Annotated in this window: 16 protein-coding genes; 11 read left to right on the forward strand and 5 right to left on the reverse strand. The window is 74.0% G+C overall.

The features are described from left to right. The first annotated feature begins 113 nt into the window (after window positions 1-113). The 5 genes from AB0F77_RS29870 to AB0F77_RS29890 are packed head-to-tail and all read left to right on the forward strand — an operon-like array spanning window position 114 to window position 6,548. The gene (locus tag AB0F77_RS29870) at window positions 114-1,856 is read left to right on the forward strand and encodes a peptide ABC transporter substrate-binding protein (RefSeq protein ID WP_361954788.1); all 1,743 of its coding nucleotides are present in this window, start codon (window positions 114-116) and stop codon (window positions 1,854-1,856) included. 3 nt (window positions 1,857-1,859) lie between these two features. After that, the gene (locus tag AB0F77_RS29875) at window positions 1,860-2,819 is read left to right on the forward strand and encodes an ABC transporter permease (protein WP_361954789.1); all 960 of its coding nucleotides are present in this window, start codon (window positions 1,860-1,862) and stop codon (window positions 2,817-2,819) included. Further along, window positions 2,816-3,694: an ABC transporter permease gene (locus tag AB0F77_RS29880; RefSeq protein WP_361954790.1), complete on the forward strand. Its 879-nt coding sequence runs from the start codon at window positions 2,816-2,818 to the stop codon at window positions 3,692-3,694. The genes AB0F77_RS29875 and AB0F77_RS29880 overlap by 4 nt, the downstream gene beginning before the upstream one ends. Next, window positions 3,691-5,634: an ABC transporter ATP-binding protein gene (locus AB0F77_RS29885; protein WP_361954791.1), complete on the forward strand. Its 1,944-nt coding sequence runs from the start codon at window positions 3,691-3,693 to the stop codon at window positions 5,632-5,634. The genes AB0F77_RS29880 and AB0F77_RS29885 overlap by 4 nt, the downstream gene beginning before the upstream one ends. After that, complete coding sequence (locus AB0F77_RS29890; RefSeq protein ID WP_361954792.1) at window positions 5,631-6,548, forward strand: ROK family protein; 918 nt, start codon at window positions 5,631-5,633, stop codon at window positions 6,546-6,548. Before AB0F77_RS29885 ends, AB0F77_RS29890 begins: the two co-directional genes overlap by 4 nt. A 273-nt stretch (window positions 6,549-6,821) precedes the next feature. Here the strand turns inward: AB0F77_RS29890 and AB0F77_RS29895 are convergent, their stop codons facing one another. After that, window positions 6,822-7,802 (reverse strand): helix-turn-helix domain-containing protein, encoded by a 981-nt coding sequence (locus AB0F77_RS29895; protein ID WP_361954817.1) that lies wholly within the window; start codon window positions 7,800-7,802, stop codon window positions 6,822-6,824. 811 nt (window positions 7,803-8,613) lie between these two features. Here AB0F77_RS29895 and AB0F77_RS29900 point away from each other — a divergent pair. After that, on the forward strand, window positions 8,614-10,746 hold the full coding sequence (locus AB0F77_RS29900; protein WP_361954793.1) for a TerD family protein: 2,133 nt from the start codon (window positions 8,614-8,616) through the stop codon (window positions 10,744-10,746). Window positions 10,747-10,821: 75 nt separating this feature from the next. Here AB0F77_RS29900 and AB0F77_RS29905 read toward each other — a convergent pair whose 3' ends face one another. Next, window positions 10,822-11,796, reverse strand: a complete 975-nt coding sequence (locus tag AB0F77_RS29905) for an alpha/beta hydrolase (protein ID WP_361954794.1) — start codon at window positions 11,794-11,796, stop codon at window positions 10,822-10,824. 321 nt (window positions 11,797-12,117) lie between these two features. Between AB0F77_RS29905 and AB0F77_RS29910 the strand changes: the two genes are divergently transcribed. Then, window positions 12,118-12,999: an LLM class F420-dependent oxidoreductase gene (locus AB0F77_RS29910; protein WP_361954795.1), complete on the forward strand. Its 882-nt coding sequence runs from the start codon at window positions 12,118-12,120 to the stop codon at window positions 12,997-12,999. A 111-nt stretch (window positions 13,000-13,110) separates the two neighbouring features. On the opposite strand, the gene AB0F77_RS29915 is transcribed toward AB0F77_RS29910, so the two are convergent. Continuing rightward, window positions 13,111-13,668 (reverse strand): NAD(P)H-dependent oxidoreductase, encoded by a 558-nt coding sequence (locus tag AB0F77_RS29915; protein ID WP_361954796.1) that lies wholly within the window; start codon window positions 13,666-13,668, stop codon window positions 13,111-13,113. Window positions 13,669-13,786: 118 nt separating this feature from the next. Between AB0F77_RS29915 and AB0F77_RS29920 the strand changes: the two genes are divergently transcribed. After that, window positions 13,787-14,449, forward strand: a complete 663-nt coding sequence (locus tag AB0F77_RS29920; RefSeq protein WP_361954797.1) for a helix-turn-helix domain-containing protein — start codon at window positions 13,787-13,789, stop codon at window positions 14,447-14,449. A gap of 151 nt (window positions 14,450-14,600) precedes the next feature. Next, the gene (locus AB0F77_RS29925; protein ID WP_361954798.1) at window positions 14,601-15,647 is read left to right on the forward strand and encodes a LacI family DNA-binding transcriptional regulator; all 1,047 of its coding nucleotides are present in this window, start codon (window positions 14,601-14,603) and stop codon (window positions 15,645-15,647) included. 155 nt (window positions 15,648-15,802) lie between these two features. Here AB0F77_RS29925 and trxA read toward each other — a convergent pair whose 3' ends face one another. Then, window positions 15,803-16,192, reverse strand: a complete 390-nt coding sequence (trxA, locus tag AB0F77_RS29930) for a thioredoxin (protein ID WP_361954799.1) — start codon at window positions 16,190-16,192, stop codon at window positions 15,803-15,805. A gap of 120 nt (window positions 16,193-16,312) precedes the next feature. Here trxA and AB0F77_RS29935 point away from each other — a divergent pair, with 120 nt between their 5' ends. Next, complete coding sequence (locus tag AB0F77_RS29935) at window positions 16,313-17,746, forward strand: NAD(P)/FAD-dependent oxidoreductase (protein ID WP_361954800.1); 1,434 nt, start codon at window positions 16,313-16,315, stop codon at window positions 17,744-17,746. A gap of 79 nt (window positions 17,747-17,825) precedes the next feature. On the opposite strand, the gene AB0F77_RS29940 is transcribed toward AB0F77_RS29935, so the two are convergent. Next, on the reverse strand, window positions 17,826-18,470 hold the full coding sequence (locus AB0F77_RS29940; protein ID WP_361954801.1) for a peptide deformylase: 645 nt from the start codon (window positions 18,468-18,470) through the stop codon (window positions 17,826-17,828). A 133-nt stretch (window positions 18,471-18,603) separates the two neighbouring features. On the opposite strand from AB0F77_RS29940, the gene AB0F77_RS29945 reads away from it, so the two are divergent. Beyond that, complete coding sequence (locus AB0F77_RS29945; RefSeq protein ID WP_361954802.1) at window positions 18,604-19,044, forward strand: BlaI/MecI/CopY family transcriptional regulator; 441 nt, start codon at window positions 18,604-18,606, stop codon at window positions 19,042-19,044. Window positions 19,045-19,049: the final 5 nt, after the last annotated feature.

Here is a 19,049-nt window from a genome sequence, read left to right on the forward strand (position 1 = left end):
TTCCAGATCGGCAGTAACAGGCTTTTTACAGCGGCACGCCTGTTTCTTCGAACTTTCGGGCCGTTGACTGTCCTTCACCCCGCTCCCGTTACCCCTTTGTGCGAGGAGAGCCCATGTCCCCGAGGAGAACCCTGATCGCCCTGCCCGCGTGCGCGTTGCTGCTCGCCGGCTGCTCCGGGACCAGCGGCAAGGCGTCCGCGTCCCACGACGCGATCAACTACGCGCTGCCCGCGAACTTCACGCCGAACTGGATCCTTCCGGTCGGCACCGCGGCCCACCTCAACACCAACAACATCTCCATCGCCAACACGCTGTGGGAGCCGTTGGTCGCCTACGACGGCTCCACGGGCAGGATCGGCTGGAACAAGGCCGGTTCGGTCGCCACCGCCGCCGACTTCGCCCCCGACGGCAAGAGCGTCCGGGTCACCCTCGGCGACCGGCACTGGAGCGACGGCAAGCCGATCACCACGGCCGACGTCAAGTTCTGGTACGACCTCATCAAGGCGAACAAGGACCAGTGGGCGGGCTACAACCCCGGCAAGGCGCCCGACAACTGGACGTCCTTCAAGGCCGACGACGACCGCCACTTCACGCTCACCTTCGACCGCGCCTACAACCCCCAGTGGATGCTGGCCAACGAACTGAGCCAGATCACCCCCCTGCCGCAGCACACCTGGGACAAGGGCGGCGACCCCAAGGCCGTCTGGAAGTCCCTCAACGACGCCGCGAAGAACATCGCCGGCTACGAGAAGGACCCCCTGTGGAAGACCATCAGCGGCCCCTACGCCGTGAAGTCCTTCTCCACGGCCGGCAAGGTCGTCCTGGCCGCCAACACGAAGTACGACGGCGGTGAGAAGCCCGCCATCCCGACCGTGAACCTGCTGCCCTTCACCACCGCCGACGCCGAGAAGAACGCCCTGCGCTCCGGCACCGTCGACTACGGCTACATCGAGGCCACCGACCTCGACCAGAAGGACCGCTTCACCGCCCAGGGCTACACCGTCAAACCCTGGTCCGGCTGGGCCGTCACCTACATGCCGTACAACTTCAACAACCCGGCGATGGGGGCCGTGTTCAAGCAGCTCTACGCCCGCCAGGCGGTGCAGCGCTCCATCGACCAGGCCGGCCTGACGAAGGTCATCTTCAACGGGACCGCGGTGCCCGGCTACGGCCCGATCCCGCAGGGCCAGTCGTCGTCCTTCCTGTCGCCCGAGCAGAAGGCCGACCCCTACCCCTTCTCCACCTCCGCCGCGCGGGAGTTGCTCACCTCCCACGGCTGGACCGAACAGGGCGGCGTGATGACCTGCACCAGCCCCGGCACCGGCGCGGACCAGTGCGGTCAGGGCGTCGCCGCGGGCACCAGGTTCCAGATGCAGGTGCTCTCCCAGTCCGGCTCGACCGTCACCGACAACATGATGAGCGCGATCCAGTCCTCGCTCGCCAAGACCGGCATCAAGTTCTCCATCCGCACCGCCCCGGTCAACTCCGTGCTGGCGCAGACCCCGCAGTGCACCTCCGGACAGCCGGTCTGCAAGTGGCAGCTGTCCTTCTTCGGCACCGCGGGCAGCTGGTACTTCAACGCCTTCCCGACCGGTGACTCCCTCTTCCAGTCCAAGGGCGGCTCGAACTTCGGCAACTACTCCAACCCGGACGTCGACCGGCTCATCACCGCCTCCACCACGTCCACCTCGGACCAGGCCATCCAGGACTACAGCGCGGCCCTCGCCAAGGACCTGCCGGTGATCTGGCTGCCCGAACCCGTCTACCAGATCTCCGTCATGAAGAACGGACTCGGCGGCTTCTCCCAGGACTCGCTCGCCAACTTCCACCCCGCGCAGTGGAAGTGGACCAGCTGAGGCATGGACACCCTCGCCTATCTCGCCCGGCGCCTGCTCCAGGCCCTGGCCGTGGTGCTCATCGTCACCGTCGTGGTGTTCTGCCTGCTGCACGCCCTGCCCGGGGGTCCCGCGCGCGGGATCCTCGGCCCCCAGGCCACCGCGCAGCAGATCGCCGCGTTCAACCACGACCAGGGCCTGGACCGGCCCCTGCCCGTCCAGTACGTCTACTACCTGCGCACCCTGCTCCAGGGCGACCTCGGCACCTCGTACACCCTGAACGAGGCCGTGTCCCGGCTCATCGAGCAGCGGCTGCCCAAGACCCTGGTGCTCACCCTGCTCTCCGCCCTGGTCGGCCTGGTGCTGGCGGTCCCGCTCGGCATGTGGCAGGCGGTGCGCCGCAACAAGCCGGTGGACTACGCCGTCACCACGCTGAGCTTCGTCGCGTACTCGACCCCGGTGTACTTCCTCGGCCTCGTCCTGGTCCTGGTGTTCACCCAGACCCTCAGCTGGTTCCCCTCCCAGGCACCCCAGGGGGACACCCTGGCCCAGGTGTTCGCCGACCCGGCCGCCCTCGTGCTGCCCGTCGTGACCGGCGCTGCCTCCATGGTCGCCGTGTTCAGCCGCTACATGCGCGCCGCCACCCTGGAGAACCTCGCCGAGGACTACGTCCGCACCGCCCGCGCCGGCGGCTCACGGCAGAGCGCCGTGCTGTGGCGGCACGTGTTCCGCAACTCCCTGACCCCGGTGGTCGCCATGCTCGGCTACTACGTGCCCGTCCTCTTCGGCGGCGCGCTCGTCGTGGAGCAGCTGTTCAACTACCCGGGCATGGGGCTGCTGTTCTGGAGCGCCGCGCAGTCCTCCGACTATCCGGTGCTGCTCGGCTGCGTCCTCGTCATCTCCGTCGCGACCGTCGTGGGCACCCTGCTCGCCGACATCGTCCAGCGGATCGTCGACCCGAGGGTGAAGGCGGACCGGACATGAGCGCAGTCGTCCAGGCGGCCGGCCTGGAACCCGTGCCCGGCTACCGGCTCTCGGTGCGCCGCTTCGCCCGCAACCGGCTGGCGCTGGCCGGACTCGTGGTCGTGGTCCTCTTCCTGCTGTTCTGCTTCGTCGGCCCCCTGCTGTACTCCACCGACCAGACCCACACCGACCTCGGCCAGGTCAACCTCGCGCCGAGCGCGGCCCACTGGCTCGGCACCGACGCCGTCGGCCACGACGAACTCGGGCGGCTCATGTACGGCGGCCGGGTCTCGCTGCTGGTGGGGCTCGCGGCCGGCGTCCTGGCCACCGTCATCGGCACCCTCTGGGGCTCGCTCGCCGGATACACGGGCGGCTGGGTGGACGCGGTGATGATGCGCGTGGTCGACGCGGGCATCGCGATCCCCGCCCTGTTCATCCTGCTCGTCGTCTCCGCGATCGCCACCCCGGGCATCCCCGGCCTGATCCTCATTCTCGGACTGGTGTCCTGGCTGGTGCCCTCCCGTCTGGTGCGGGCCGAGACGCTCACGCTGAAGAACCGCGACTACGTCCTCACCCTGCGCGCCATCGGCGGCACCCACGGCCGGGCGATCCTGCGGCACATCCTGCCCAACTCGGTGTCGACGATCGTGGTCGCGGCGACGTTCCAGGTCGCCGACGCGATCCTGCTCGTCGCCTACGTCTCCTACCTCGGCCTCGGTGTCCAGCCGCCGTCGACCGACTGGGGCGGCATGCTCTCGGCCGGACTCACGGCCGCCTACTCCGGACGCTGGTGGCTGATCGTTCCGCCCGGCCTCGCGATCATCCTCGTCGTGTGCGCGTTCAACGCCGTCGGCGACGGGCTGCGCGACGCCTTCGACGTGAGGGGACGCGCATGAACATCCTGGAGACGGAGGGCCTTTCGGTCACCTTCCCGACCGACACGGGGGACGTCACCGCCGTCCGCGGGGTGTCCCTGGCCGTACGGCCCGGCGAGACCCTGGCGCTCGTCGGCGAGTCCGGCTCCGGCAAGTCCACCGTGGCGCTGGCCGCGTTGGGGCTCCTGCCGGGCAACTCCCGTGTCGGCGGGCGGGTCACGGTCGACGGCACCGACGTCACCGGCACGGGCGAGGCGGAGCTGTCGCGCCTGCGCGGCCGTACGGCGTCGATGGTGTTCCAGGAACCGGCCACCGCCCTCGATCCGCTCACCCGCGTCGGCGCGCAGATCGCCGAGGTCATCCGCAACCACCGCCGCGTCACCCGGCGGGAGGCCGCGGAGGAGGCCGTACGGCTGCTGCGGCGCGTCGGCATCCCCGAACCCGAACGACGTGCCTCCGCCTTCCCGTTCCAGCTCTCCGGCGGACAGCGCCAGCGGGTCGTCATCGCCATGGCGATCGCCAACTCGCCCCGGCTGCTGGTCGCCGACGAACCCACCACCGCGCTCGACGTCACCGTCCAGGCCGAGATCCTCGACCTGCTGCGGGGGCTCGCGGCCGACTCCGACACCGGCGTCCTGCTCGTCACCCACAACATGGGCGTCGTCGCCGACTTCGCCGACCGGGTCGCCGTCATGCTCGACGGCGAGATCGTGGAGACCGGCCCCGTGGAGGACGTCCTGCTCCGCCCCGAACACCCCTACACCCGCCGCCTCCTGGCGGCGGTACCCCGCCTGACGGTCACCACGGGGGAGGGGGAGCCGCCGGAACCTGCGGTGGGCGCCGAGCCTTCGGGGGCGGACCGGGGTGCGGGGACGGTGGGGGCTGCCGGTGGTGCCGCGGCAGAGGCCCGGAGCGTCGGGTCCGCCGGGGCGCCGGGAGAGGCCGGCACCGGGGAGCGTACCGAGGGCACGGAACGGGCTGAGGGTGCCGGAGGCGTCGGGTCCGCCGAGTCGGCGGGAGGTGCCGGCGACGGGGAGAAGGCCCGGAGCGTCGGGTCCGCCGGGGCGGTGGGAGACGCCAGGGCCGTCGAACGGGCCGAGGGTGCGGAGCGGGCCGAGGAGGACGGAGGCGTCGGTTCCGTCGTTCGGCTCGTGGACGTGTCGGTGGCGTTCGGGCGTGTCCAGGCACTGCGAGGTGTCTCGTTCACCGTCCGTCCCGGGGAGACCCTCGGGCTGGTCGGTGAGTCCGGGTCCGGGAAGTCCACCGCCGCCCGCGTCGCCCTGGGGCTCGTCGCCCCCTCCACCGGCACCGTCTCCCTCTTCGGCAGCGATCTGCGCCGCTCCCGCGGCCGGGCCAGACGCCGGCTGCTGGCCGGGATCGGCGTGGTCCTCCAGGACCCCGTCGCCTCCCTGGACGCCCGGATGAGCGTCGCCGAGTGCGTCGCCGAACCGCTGCGCGTCCACCGCCGGGAGATGACCGCGGCCGGGCGCCGCGCCCGCGTCGCCGAGGTCCTCGACCTCGTCCGGCTGCCCGCGAACACGGCGGGCCGCGGACCGCGCGAACTCTCCGGCGGCCAGCGCCAGCGCGTCAGCCTCGCCCGCGCGCTGGTGCTGGAGCCCCGGCTGCTGGTCGCCGACGAACCCACCAGCGCGCTCGACGTGAGCGTGCAGCAGACCGTACTGGAGGTGATCGAGGAATTGCAGCGCGAACTCGGCTTCGCCTGTCTGTTCGTCTCCCACGACCTGGCCGTCGTCCAGCGGTTCGCCCGCCGGGTCGTCGTCCTGCGCGCGGGACGCGTCGAGGAACAGGGACCCACCGCGACGACCCTGCTGCGGCCCGAGACGGCGTACACGCGCGACCTCATCGCCGCCGTGCCGGTACCCGATCCCGTGCTCCAGAGACGCCGCCGCGCCGAGCGCCGTACGTCCGTCACCGTGGGCGGACAGGAGGCCGGCGCGTGACGCACGCACCCGAGGCGCTGGCGGGCATCGACATCGGCGGCACCACCACCCAGGCCCTCCTGTGCACACCGGACCTGGACGTCGTCGACCGCGCGGAGGTGCCGACCCCGGCCGCCGAGGGCGGCGCGGCCATGGTCGCCGCCGCGCTCACCGCCCTGCGGGGCCTGCTGGACCGTACGCCCGCCACCCTGCTCGGCGTCGGAGTCGGCGCGGCCGGTGTGGTGGACGCGCGGGCCGGACGGGTCCTCGTGGCCAGCGACTCCTTCCGCGACTGGGCCGGCTTCCCCGTCACGGCGACCGTCGGGCGGGCCCTGGGCGTCCCGGCGTTCCTCGACAACGACGTGAACGCGTTCCTGCGCGGCGAGGTCGCCCGGGGCGCCGCGGTCGGCGCGGACCACGTCCTCGGCATGACGCTCGGCACCGGTGTGGGCGGTGCCCTCTGGCTCGACGGGAGGCTGTACGACGGGCCGCACGGCGCGGCCGGCGAGATCGGGCACGTGCCCGGCTTCGGCGACCTGCCCTGCACCTGCGGCGGCCGGGGTCATCTGGAGACCCTGGCCTCCGGCCGCGCGCTCACCGCCCGCTACGCCGAGCGCACCGGACGGAGGCTCACCGCCCGTGAGATCGCGGGGTGCGCCGGGCGCGGTGACGCGGACGCGCTGGCCGTGTACGACGCCGCGGGCGCCGCCGTGGCGCGTGCGCTGCTCCTGACGGCCGGTCTGCTCGACGTCACCGACTTCGTGATCGGCGGTGGTGTCAGCGGCGCCTGGGCCCTGCTCGAACCCGCCCTCCACAAGGCCCTGGCCGACGAGCCCCCGGTCAGCGGCCGCCCCCTACGGGCCCTGCCGTCCCGCCTGGGCGGCGACGCGGTGGCCCTGGGCGCAGCGTCCCAGGCCCGGAGGGCGGTGCCCTGACAGCGGGCAGTGCCTCGCGGGCGTTGACGACAGGGGCTGACGGCAGGCGTCGGCGGTCGGCTCGACGGCTGACCTTGGGCGTCGGGCCCGGCCTGGCGGCCCGATCCGACGGTCGGTCCTGGCGACCGGCGTTGACGACCGGCCTGAAGGTCGGCCTCGACTACCGGCGTTGACGCGTGGCCTTGGTCGTCGGGCATGGTCTGCAGGCCAGCCCGTCGGCCGCGGCCGATCGGCGGGGCCCGCTCCCGCGGGGTGGTCGGTGGTGGTCGGTGGTCAGGTTCCGCGGGTCAGTTGGCGCATCGTCAGGGCCAGTTGGAGGCGGAAGCGGCCCTGCGGGGTGCGTACCGACCAGCCCAGCAGATGTTCGGCGTGGGCCAGCCGGTCCTGGAGCGTGGAGTGGTGCACGGTGACCTCCGCGGCCGCGGCCCGCAGACTCGCCGTGCACGCCACGGCGTGCAGCGTGCGCAGCATCCAGGGCGCGTCCGCCGCGGCGGCCTCGACGGCCAGCACGTCGGCGGGCGGCTCGGCGCCGGGCACCACCAGCTCGGCCAGCCGCGCGAGACCGCCCAGTTCGTCGGCGTGGACGACACGCGGCCCCGGGTCCTGCGCCCCGCCGTCGGCCGTGAACCGCAACGCGACCCGGGCGGCGTCCCAGGACCGGGGCAGATCGAGCACGGCGACGGCGGGGCCGACCCCCGTACGACGGGTGTCTGCGCCGATACGACTGTGGGGGTGCCCGTCGGCACCGGCGCGGCCCTCACCCGCCCACCCGGGCGAACGCTCCGCGCGGTTGGCGGTCGCGCCGGGTTGATCAACGGTTCGCCGCGAGGACCGGGGGGCGGGGGAGCGTTCGCCGCCCGGGTGATCTCCGGTGCGTCCCGCGGTCCCGGGGGTGACCGGACGATCTCCGTGCTCGGCGGTGCCGCCGGATCGGTCACCCGGCCGGTCGGCGTGCGTGGAGGCGGCGGCGACGGCCCGGCCGGGGCGGCGCGCGGGGTGGCCGGACGTCGCGGTGCCGTCGTCCGGCACGATGGCCGGTGGGCCCTCGGCCGGGGCGACGGCCCGGAACCGCAGCGTCGTGTCGGTCGTGTCCAGCCCGAGGCGACGGGCCGCGTACAGGCGGGTCGGGGGCGGTGCCGTGGCGTCCAGGAGCGTTTCGATCAGCGCGGGGTCGTCGGAGGACGGCAGCGGGGCGCGGCCCCGGGTGCGATCGAGCACGGCCCGCACCGCCCCGGCGGCCCGCTCCAGAACCATCGCATCAACCACCCCGACCCCGACCCCGGCATCCACCTCGACTCCTGCACCGGCCCCGGCCCCGGCCGCAGAGCCGTTCCCGGCCGCCGACCCGGTCCCGGCTACTGTCCCGACCCCGGTCCCGGACCCGGCTACTGTCCCGGTCCTGGTCCCGGCTCCTGCCTCGGACCCGGCCCCGGTCACAGAGATTGCCTCCGCCGGTGCCCGGGACTCTCCCCCGGCTACTCCGGCCCAGGCCCCGGCGCCTGCCGAGGAACCGGCGGTCCCTGTCCCCGCCCCGGCCACCGCCGCCCCTGTCCGCTCCAGCCACAGTGCGGGCGCGCCGCCAGGGGTCAGTGGGGCCGAGGGCCAGTCGGGGGCGGGGGGACCCGTCACGTCCGTGCGGCTGCCGTCCGGTTCCACTCGCAGCGCGACCCGTCGCTCCGCCTCCACGAGCCGCGCCGGGCACCCGGCCAGCACCGCGGCGGCCCGTACCAGCGCCTCCAGCCCCGCCCGCTCCTCGACGAGCCGGTCGAAGTAGCCGATGACCCGCACCGCGGCCCCGGCATCGGGATCGACTGCCGCCAGACGCCCGGCCAGCTCTCTCATGCGTCCATGATGCGCCATCGCCACCCTCTGCCGAGGGCCCGTGCGCATGCCCGAGCGCCCAGGGCCCCGTACCGAAACGGGTCCTTTCCGGCTTGTCCCGCAGTAGGGGTCCATGGGGGCTACAGTCATCTCCTGCGCGACGCGTCACAGGGTGTGACAAGGCGTGCGCCCGGGGTGCGGACCGAGGAGCCCGCTCCCCGCGCGGAAGACCTGGGGGGGTTCAATGCGCGACATGACAAAGGGGTCCAACGTGACCCTGGCCGACCTGAGCGACCACACCGACTCGGTGATCGTCAGCCTGGGATGGGCGAGCCCGAGCGGCGAGGGCGACGCGGACGTCTCCGTCCTGCTGCTGTCGGAGGACGGCAAGGTCCGCGACGACGGCGACTTCTACTTCTACAACAACCCGGTCGCGGCCGACGGCAGTGTCCAACTGCTCGGCAAGGCGCCGGCGGAGACCGGCGAGGAGGACCGCATCGGCTTCGACCTGACCGCGGTCCCGCCGGACGTGGCGCGGATGGTCGTCGCCGCCAGCCGCTACGGCGGCGCCCGCTTCGGCGAACTGGAGGGTGTGACGGTCACGTTGGCCGACGGGGCGGGGGAGCGCCTCGTACGGTTCGCGATCGACGACGCCGACGCGGTGAGCGCGGTCATCTTCGGCGAGCTGTACCGCCGGGCGGGCGCCTGGAAGTTCCGGGCCGTCGGCCAGGGCTACGACGCCGGACTCGCCGGTCTGGCCACGGACTTCGGCGTCGACATCGACGCCGACGACGCCACCCCGGAGAGCGTCCTCGACGACGCGTCCGCCGACGACCCGGCCGACATCGGCCCGGAGGAGGCCGTCCCCCGGGCGGAGGCCGGCCGGGCAGGGGGAGGCCGGCCGGGCGAAGGGCTCGCGGACGTCGGCGCGGATGCCGGTCCCGACCCGGCCGCCGTCCTCCCGGCCGACCGTCCGTCCCTGGACGCCCTGCCGACCCAGCGCCGACCGGAGGGCGAGGCGGTGCCGGACGGGCCCGCGCCCCGCCCCCGTACGGCGAAGAAGAAGGTCACCCTGCCGAAGGCGCCCCGGAAGTCCCTCGCGGAGAACGACACCTGGCGCACGGCCCGGCTGTTCCCGGTGTCGGCGCTCAAGAGCGACCGCGACCGCGAGACCCGCGCCACCTCGGTCCTGCTGTCGGTGATGGCCCAGGTCCCGGAGTTCGGCAGGGGGCTCACCGCCGGGTTCGGCGCCCCGGCCGGCCGTATGGAGACGTTCGCCGAGGTGTCCCTGCCGCACGGCGAGTCGCCGCGCCGCCCGGACGGAGTGATCCGCGTCGAACGCGCGGGCAAGCTCTGGACGGCCCTCGTCGAGACCAAGACCAACGGCAACGCGCTCCGGCAGGAGCAGGTGCAGGCGTACACGGACATCGCCGCGCGCCGGGGGTACGAGGCGGTGATCACGCTCTCCAACGACGTGGCCCTGGACGGCAGTCCGCTCGTCGAGGTCAAGACGGACGGGCGCCGCAAGCACAAGGTGGCGCTGTGGCACCTGTCGTGGGCGGAGGTCGCCCACCAGGCGCAGATGCTGATTCGCCACGAGGGTGTCGGCAACGCGGCGCACGCCTGGCTGCTCCAGGAGCTCCTGCACTACCTCCAGCACGAGAACTCCGGCTGCCACGGCTTCCAGAACATGGGCCCCGCCTGGGTGCCGGTGCGCAACGGCATCGACGACGAGACCCTGTGCGAGGGCGACCCGCGCGCCCTCGAAGTCGTCGAGAGCTGGGAACGGCTCATCCGGCAGGTGTGCCTGGGCCTTGGCGGCGAACTCGGACAGAAGGTGCTGCCCGTGCAGCGGACCCGGCGCGGCGGCGACCCGCGCGAGCGGCGCGGTCTGCTCGCCGACCGGCTGTGCCGGCAGGGGCGCCTGGAGGCCGGGCTGCGCATCGAGGGGACGCCCGGTGTGCTCTCGGTGGCCGCGGACCTGCGCACCGGCAGGCTCCGTACGTCCGTGGACGTCCCCGCGCCCGAGCAGGGCTACCCGCTGACCTGGGCCAAACGGCTCGTGCGGCGGCTCGCCGAGGCGCCGGCCGACCTCCACATCGAGACCCTGGTGGAGGGGGAGACGGGCGGGCCGCGCGGCACGCTGGAGCGGCTGCGGCCCGAGCCGGGTGACCTGCTGCCGAAGGCGGACGGCGCCCGCATCACCGGTTTCCGGCTCTCCCTGCTCAAGGGCATGGGCAGCGGGCGCGGTAACGCCGAGACGGGGTTCATCCGCAGTGTGGACGACGCCGTGCAGCGCTTCCACACCACGGTCCTGCTCCACCTCGACCGCACCCCGCCCCGCCGCCCCACGCCGAAGGAGCCCGCCAAGGCGTGATCCTCTGCGGCCCCCGGCCCCCGGCCCCCTGCGGCCGGCGGCCGGTCGACCCGGCCGGGAGGCCCCCCGTTCGGCTCACTCCGTCAGCAGGCGCTTCAGCCAGTTCACTCGGGACGACCTCGCGGCGCGGGCGAGCGGGGTCTGGGGGGCCACGTTGTCGAAGCCGTGGAAGCCGCCGGGCCAGACGTGGAGTTCGGCCACGCCGCCCGCCTGCCAGATGCGGGCGGCGTAGGCGAGGATCTCGTCGCGGAAGGTCTCCGCGGAGCCGCAGTCCAGGAACGCCGGGGGCAGGCCGGACAGGTCGCTCGCGCGGGCCGGCGAGGCGTACGGGGACACGTCGGGCCCGCCCCGGTGCTCGCCGAGCAGCGCGGTCCAGCCGGTCTCGTTGGCCGTGCGGTCCCACACGCCGAGGCCCGTCATCTGGTGCGCCGACGGGGTGTCGTTGCGGTCGTCGAGCATCGGGCACATCAGGAGCTGCCCGATCACCCGGGGCCCCGCCTGGTCCCGCAGCCGCAGCGCCAGCGCCGCGGTCAGCCCCGCGCCCGCGCTCCCGCCGGCGATGACGACGCGCTCGGGGTCGCCGCCGATCTCCGCCGCGTGCTCCGCCGTCCACAGCAGACCCGCGTACACGTCGTCGATCGGCGCCGGGTGGGGGTGCTCCGGCGCGAGCCGGTACTCCACCGACACCACCACCGCGCCCACCTCCCGGGCCCACTCCAGCGCGACGTCCACCCCGGCGCGGCGGTCGCCCATGACCATGCCGCCGCCGTGCACGTGGTAGATCACGGGCAGGGCGGAGTCCGCCGCGCGGGAGACCGGGCGGCAGATCAGGAGCGTGATGTCGGGGGCTCCCCAGAGTCCCGGGACCGTGCGGTCCTCGGCCTCGAACGTCCCGCCCAGGGTCGTGTCCACGTTCCCCATGACCTCGGTGCCCACGCCCCGCCGGAACGCCTCGATCTCGTCCATGGCCATGCCCGGCTTGACCACGTCCTTGAACAGGTCCAGGGCGGCGGCCAGTTCGGGGTCGAACGGCGGCGGGGTCGACGTCATCGTGTCTCCTCGTGAGGCTCTGCTGCGGCTCGGGCGGTTCGGGTGGCCAGGCGGTGGCCCGGTCGGGTGGAAAGGTGCCCGCGTGTCGTGCGGTCGTACGTCCCACGCCGTCCCCCGGCCCGTACGGACATCGTCGGTGCCCGGCCCCCTCCCGGGCCGCCGCCGTACGGCGGAAGCTGCCCGCCGTACGGCGGGTGGCCCGGCGCCGCACCTCACCCGGGTGACCCGCACCCGGGGCCCCGGCCCGTCCTTGACTTCAAGAGCGCTCCAAGAACTAGCGTCACCGCGACGGACGAGGACCCGGGCGGAACGGAGACGGCCATGCGCGTCGGCGTGCACATCAACCGGTTCAACCATTCGGAGGGCGCTCCCGCCCTCGGCGCGGAGCTCGCCGCCGCGGGCGCCGCGGCCGAGGCGGCGGGCGTCAGCTGGCTCTCGGTGATGGACCACTACTTCCAGATGGAGGGGAACGGCGGCGCCGAGGACGCCATGCTGGAGGCGTACACCACCCTCGGCTACCTGGCCGGCCACACCTCCACCGTCCGGCTCGGCGCGCTGGTGACCGGAGTGACGTACCGCCATCCGGGACTGCTCGCCAAGATCGCCACCACGCTCGACGTGGTCTCCGGCGGCCGTGCCACCCTGGGCATCGGCGCGGCCTGGTACGAGCGCGAGCACCACGGCCTCGGCGTCCCCTACCCGCCGCTGGCCGAGCGGTTCGAGCGGCTGGAGGAAGCCCTTCGGATCTGCCTCCAGATGTGGGACCCGGACGACGACGGCCCCTTCGAGGGCCGGCACTTCCGGCTCGCCGAGACCCTGTGCGCACCCCGCCCGGTGAGCACCCCGCACCCCGAGATCATGATCGGCGGCGGGGGCGAGAAGAAGACGCTGCGCCTGGTCGCGCAGTACGCCGACGCCTGCAACCTGATCCCGTCCTCCCGCGACGAACTGCGCCACAAGCTCGACGTGCTGCGCGGGCACTGCGACACCGTGGGCCGTGACTACGACACGATCCGCAGGACCATCGCCTACGGCGGCGACGCGGCGACCCGGGGCGACCTCGACACCTTCCTCCGGGACGTCGAGGGCTACGCCGGGCTCGGCGTCGACACCGTGATCATCAGCCCGCGCCTGGGCGAGACGTCCGGCTGGATCGAGAGCTTCGCCGCCCCGGCCGTGGAGCGCCTCGCCGGGCTGGAGTGAACCGGGCCCGCGCACGCCGAAGGGGCCGGAGCCCGGTGGGGCTCCGGCCCCTTCGGGGTCCGGCGGGTGCGGGGCCGGACCCCCGGTCGGGACCTGTCGGTACCCGGAGGGTCAGGCGGCCTGGCCGACGTTGCCGTGCACGAGCGCCACGACCTCGGTCAGCTGCGCGGCGACCTCGGCGTCGTCGGACGGGTGCGTGTCGGCGAAGCGGGTCACGGAGCCGGGGATCGACAGCTTGACGTCCTCCAGCACCTTGCCGCCCGCGATGCCGACGGCCTTGCGGGTCTCGTCCTGCGCCCACACGCCGCCGAACTGGCCGAAGGCGGTGCCGACGACGGCGACCGGCTTGCCGCCGAAGGCGCCGTCGCCGTAGGGGCGGGACAGCCAGTCGATGGCGTTCTTGAGGACGGCCGGGATGGTGCCGTTGTACTCGGGGGAGAAGAACAGGAACGCGTCGGAGGCCTTGGCGGCGGCACGCAGCTTGGCGGCGGCCTCGGGCACGTTGCCCTCGACGTCGATGTCCTCGTTGTAGAACGGGATGTCGGCCAGGCCCTCGAAGAGCTCGACCTCGGCGCCCTCGGGAGCGAGCTTGACGGCCGCCTCCGCGAGCTGGCGGTTGTGCGAGCCGGCGCGCAGGCTGCCGACGAGCGCCAGGATACGAACAGACATGTGGACTCCCAAAGTGCTGAAACATAGCCGTTACGATCCGGACCAAGGTCCGTTTAATGTTCTACCAGCCTAACCGGACCACGGTCCAGTTTTGTTCCCGATGCTTTACGCTGTCTTCATGCCCAGCGTCCTGCCGCCCTTCCCGAAGCCTCAGGAGCCCGCGGACGCGCCCGAGTTGCTCGAAGTGGGCGCCGCCGAGGACGAGCCCTGCCTGCGCGCCGACGCCGCGCGCAACCGCGCCCGGCTGCTGGAGGCCGCGGCCCGCCTGGTCCGGGAGCACGGGGCCGCGCAGCTGACGATGGAGGCCGTCGCCGCCGCGGCCTCCGTCGGCAAGGGCACCGTCTTCCGCCGCTTCGGCGACCGCAACGGCCTGCTGATGGCGCTGCTCGACCACGCCGAGCGCAACTTCCAGGCCGCGTTCATGACCGGCCCCCCGCCGCTCGGGCCCGGCGCCCCGCCCGTGGACCGGCTCCGCGCGTTCGGCGTCGCGATCCTGCGCCGCCTCGTGGACGAACTGGACCTCCAGCTGGCCGCCGAGCCCGAGGCCAGTCGCCGCTTCTCGTCCCCGCCCCGCCGCGTCATGCACAGCCATGTGGCGCTGCTGCTGCGGGAGGCGGTGCCCGGCGCCGACGACGAACTGCTGGCCCAGACGCTGATGGGCTACCTCAGCCCGGTCCTCGTCCACCATCTGACCCGGCAGTGCGGGATGTCCCTGGAGCGCCTGGAGTCCGGCTGGCTCGACCTGGTCACCCGCGTGACCCGCCCGGACCCCCTCATCTGACGGCCGGGACCCTTCGCCCGTCGGCCGGGCTCGCCCGATCGACCGCCGGGACCGCCCGGCCCTCGCCCGCGACCCCTCCCACCAGGGCCGGATTCGTCCGATCCTGAACCGGGATCCCCCGGTCGTCCCGTCGCTCTCGGCTTCTGCCAAGATGCGGTACGTCATGGTGCAGATACCGAACACGACCCCGTCCGCGTCGCCCGCACCGCGCTCCGTGCCCACGAGCGCCGATGTGGCCCGGCTGGCCGGCGTCTCGCGCGCGACCGTCTCGTACGTCCTGAACAACACCAGCGCGGTACGGATCAGCGAGCCCACGCGCCGCCGTGTCCACGAAGCCGCCAGGGAACTCGGGTACGTCCCCCACGCCGCCGCGCGCAGCCTGCGCGCCGGCCACAGCCGCATGGTCCTCATGCCCGCGCCCGCCGTCCCGGTGGGCCCCCTCTACAGCCGGTTCGTCAACGAACTCCAATGGGCGCTCGGCCGCCTCGACTACACGGTGGTGCAGTACGGCAGCGTCGCCCTGCGCGGCGACGAGGCCGCCCGCGCCTGGGCCGAGCTGCGCCCCGTCGCCGTCCTCGTCCCCGGTGACGGACTCGGCCCCCAGGGTGTCACCGTCCTCCGGCGCGCCGGAGCCCGCGCCGTCGTCACCCTCGGTCCCGGACGCGTCGAGGGCGCCCACGCCCTGCTGATGGACCACGAGAGCGTCGGCCACTGCGCGGGCACCCACCTGCTCGCCCGTGGCCGCCGCCGCATCGGCGTCGTCGTGCCGCGCGAGCCGGGTCTGGAGGCGTACTCCCGCCCCCGCCTCGACGGTGTGCGCCGGGCCGTGCACGGCACCGACGCCGCGGTGACCGAACTGCCCCTCGCCTACGAGGAAGGGGACGCCGCGCGACTCGCCGCCCGCTGGCGCGCGTCGGGCCTCGACGCGGTGTTCGCGTACAACGACGAGTACGCCATGCTCCTGATGCGTGCCCTCCAGGACGAGGGACTGCGCGTCCCCGAGGACACCGCCGTCGTCGGCGCCGACAACCTGATGCTCGGCAGGCTGCTGCGCCCGCGCCTCAGCACCGTCCACGTCGAACTGCCCTCCGGCCGCGAACTCGCCGAACTGGTCGACCACGCCGTCCGCGACCCGGAGGCCCCGCCGGAGGTCCGCAAGGTCCTCGGCGCGTCCATGGTGAGCCGCGACTCCGGCTGACCCGCCCGTGCCGGCCCGCCCGCGTGGGAGACGGTCACCGTACGCACAGGGGCCGGTCCGCCGCCCCGGCGCCGCCCCCCGAGGGGACGCCAGGAACGGTGGACCGGCCCCGAGCACCGCGCCGGCCGGCTGTGCCGCGGCCGGCCGCCGCTCCTCTACTCCTCGCCCGCGCCGTCGCCCTGCGCCTGCTGCGCGGCGACCGCCTTGCGGACCTCGTCCATGTCCAGCTTGCGGGCCTGGCCGATCACATCGCTGAGCGCCGCCTCCGGCAGCGCGCCCGGCTGCGCGAACACGGCCACCTGGTCACGGACGATCATGAGCGTCGGGATCGACTGGATGCCGAAGGCCGCCGCGAGCTCCGGCTGCGCCTCCGTGTCCACCTTGCCGAACACCAGATCCGGGTTGTCCTGCGCGGCCTTCTCATACACCGGCGCGAAACTCCGGCACGGCCCGCACCAGGACGCCCAGAAGTCGATCAGGACGAACCCGTTCTCGGTGACCGTCTGGTCGAAGTTCTCCTTGGTGAGCTCCACGGTGCTGCTCATGGGTGAATCCCTCTTCCTGGGGTGGGGAGCGAAGCCGTGGGCACAACACGGTCGCCCGGGCGGGTATTCCGCGCACGTACCCGTGTGGCCACCCGGCACACCACCCACCAGACTGATCCCATGACGGAAACGGAATCCATCGCGTACGACGTCGTGGTGCTCGGGGCCGGGCCCGTGGGGGAGAACGTCGCCGACCGCACCCGCGCGGCCGGCCTCTCCACCGCGATCGTGGAGAGCGAACTGGTCGGCGGCGAGTGTTCCTACTGGGCGTGCATGCCCAGCAAGGCACTGCTGCGCCCGGTCATCGCCCGCGCCGACGCCCGCCGGCTGCCCGGTCTCGACCGGGCCGTTCAGGGCCCCCTCGACGTCGCCGCGGTGCTCGCCCGCAGGAACGACTACACCTCGCACTGGAAGGACGACGGCCAGGTCCGGTGGCTCGACGGCGTCGGCGCCGACCTGTACCGCGGCCAGGGCCGCCTCGCCGGCCCCCGCACGGTCACCGTGACCGGCACCGACGGCGCGGTCACCACCCTCACCGCCCGGCGCGCCGTCGCCGTGGCCACCGGCACCTCCGCCCAACTCCCCGACCTGCCCGGCCTCGCCGAGGTGAAGCCCTGGACCAGCCGGGAGGCCACCAGCGCCCAGAGCGCACCCGGACGGCTCGTCGTGGTCGGCGGCGGTGTGGTCGCCACCGAGATGGCCACCGCCTGGCAGGCCCTGGGCTCCCGGGTCACCCTGCTGGTCCGCGGCAAGGGCCTGCTGTCGCGGATGGAGCCCTTCGCCGGCGAACTGGTCGCCGACTCCCTCACCGAGGCCGGCGTCGACGTCCGCCTCGGCACCTCCGTGCGCTCGGTGACCCGGGAGGACGGCACCGTCGTGGTCACCACGGACGCCGGGGACCGCGTCGAGGCCGACGAGATCCTCTTCGCCACCGGCCGCGTCCCGCGCACCGAGGACATCGGCCTGGAGACCGTCGGCCTGGAGCCGGGCTCCTGGCTGACCGTCGACGACAGCCTGCGGGTCACCGGCAGCGAATGGCTCTACGCCGTCGGCGACGTCAACCACCGCGCCCTGCTCACCCACCAGGGCAAGTACCAGGCGCGCATCGCGGGCGCCGCCATCGCCGCCCGTGCCTCCGGCGTCCCCCTCCTGGAGACGGACCCCTGGGGCGCGCACGCCGCCACCGCCGACCACCACGCCGTGCCCCAGGTCGTCTTCACCGACCCGGAGGCGGGCGCCGTCGGCCTCTCCCTGGCCGAGGCCGAACAGGCCGGCCACCGGGTGCGCGCCGTCGACGTCGAGTTCGCGTCCGTCGCGGGCGCGGGGCTCTACGCCGAGGGCTACAAGGGCCGTGCCCGCATGGTCGTCGACGTGGAGGAGGAGATCCTGCGCGGGGTCACCTTCGTCGGACCGGGCGTCGGGGAGCTGATCCACTCCGCGACCGTCGCCGTGGCCGGGCAGGTCCCGATCAGCCGGCTGTGGCACGCGGTGCCGTCGTACCCGACGATCAGCGAGATCTGGCTGCGGCTGCTGGAGGCCTACCGGGACCGGTGATCCCGGCCCGCCGCCGTTCCCCGCACACGACCCGAGGGCGCGCGGGGAACGGCCCCGGCCGGGCCCGCGCCCGCGGCGGCTACGGCAGCTCGAAGTCCAGTGCCGCCGCGGCCCGTTCGGGCGTCGGCTGGGCCCAGCGCTCCGCCACGGCCGCGTTCGAGGACAGCGAGCGCAGCTCCGCGCGGTCCAGGTAGAGCAGGCCGTCGAGATGGTCCGTCTCGTGCTGCACGATCCGCGCGGGCCAGCCCTCGAACACGTCGTCCACCGGCCGCCCGTGCTCGTCCTCGGCCCGCACCCGCACCCGGGCGTGCCGGGCCACCACGGCCTGCCAGCCCGGCACGCTCAGACAGCCCTCGAAGAACGCGGCCCGCTCCTCGCCGACCGCCGCGTACGACGGATTGACCAGCACCCGGAACGGCTGCGGCACCCGGCCCCGCGCCACCCGTACCTCCTCCGGCACCGGCGCCGGGTCCTCGATCACCGCGACCCGCAGCTCCACCCCGACCTGCGGCGCGGCGAGCCCCACACCGGGCGCCGCGTGCATCGTGCGGCGCAGCGCCTCGACGAACCGGGCGAACAGGTCCGGGTCCAACTGGCCCTCGTACGGCACGCCCGAGCGGCGCAGGACCGGGTCGCCGGCCGCGACGACGGTCAACGGGCCCGGGACGGCGAGGAGTTCCTCGACCCGCTCGGCCAGGGGGGCGCGATCACTGGGGGAGTTCATCGCGCCAGCATGCCACGCGGCCCGCCGTCCGCCGCCGGTACGCCCCGGGCGCCGGTACGCCCCGAGGCGCGCCGCGGGCCGTCGTGTGAAGTAGCGTGTTCCGACACGCCGACGCCGGAAGGGAGCACGGGACATGGCGCAGGAACCCGGCAGGGCCCGCCGGCGCGGCCAGGGCGAGCTGGAGGGGCAGGTGCTGGGCGCGCTCCGCGAGGCCGAGGGACCGGTCACCGCCGCCTGGGTGCAGGAGCGGCTCGGCGGCGACCTCGCCTACACCACCGTCGTCACCATCCTGACCCGGCTGCTCGCCAAGGACGTCGTCTCCCGCGAACGCCGGGGCCGCTCCTTCGTGTGGACGCCCACCGCCGACGTGGCACGGCTCGCGGCCCTGCGCATGCGCCGGCTGCTGGACGGCGAACACGACCGCGAGGCCGTCCTGGCCAGCTTCGTCACCGCCCTGCCGCCCGGCGACGAACAGGTGCTGAGGGACCTGCTGGAGACGGCCGGCGGGACGCGGCCGGGCCGTACGAACGGCCGGGGCGCCGCACACGACGAGCCCGGCGGTACGGAAGACTGACGTCC

The sequence above is a fragment of the Streptomyces sp. NPDC026672 genome (assembly GCF_040638185.1).
In the GTDB taxonomy this organism is placed as follows: Bacteria; Actinomycetota; Actinomycetes; order Streptomycetales; family Streptomycetaceae; genus Streptomyces.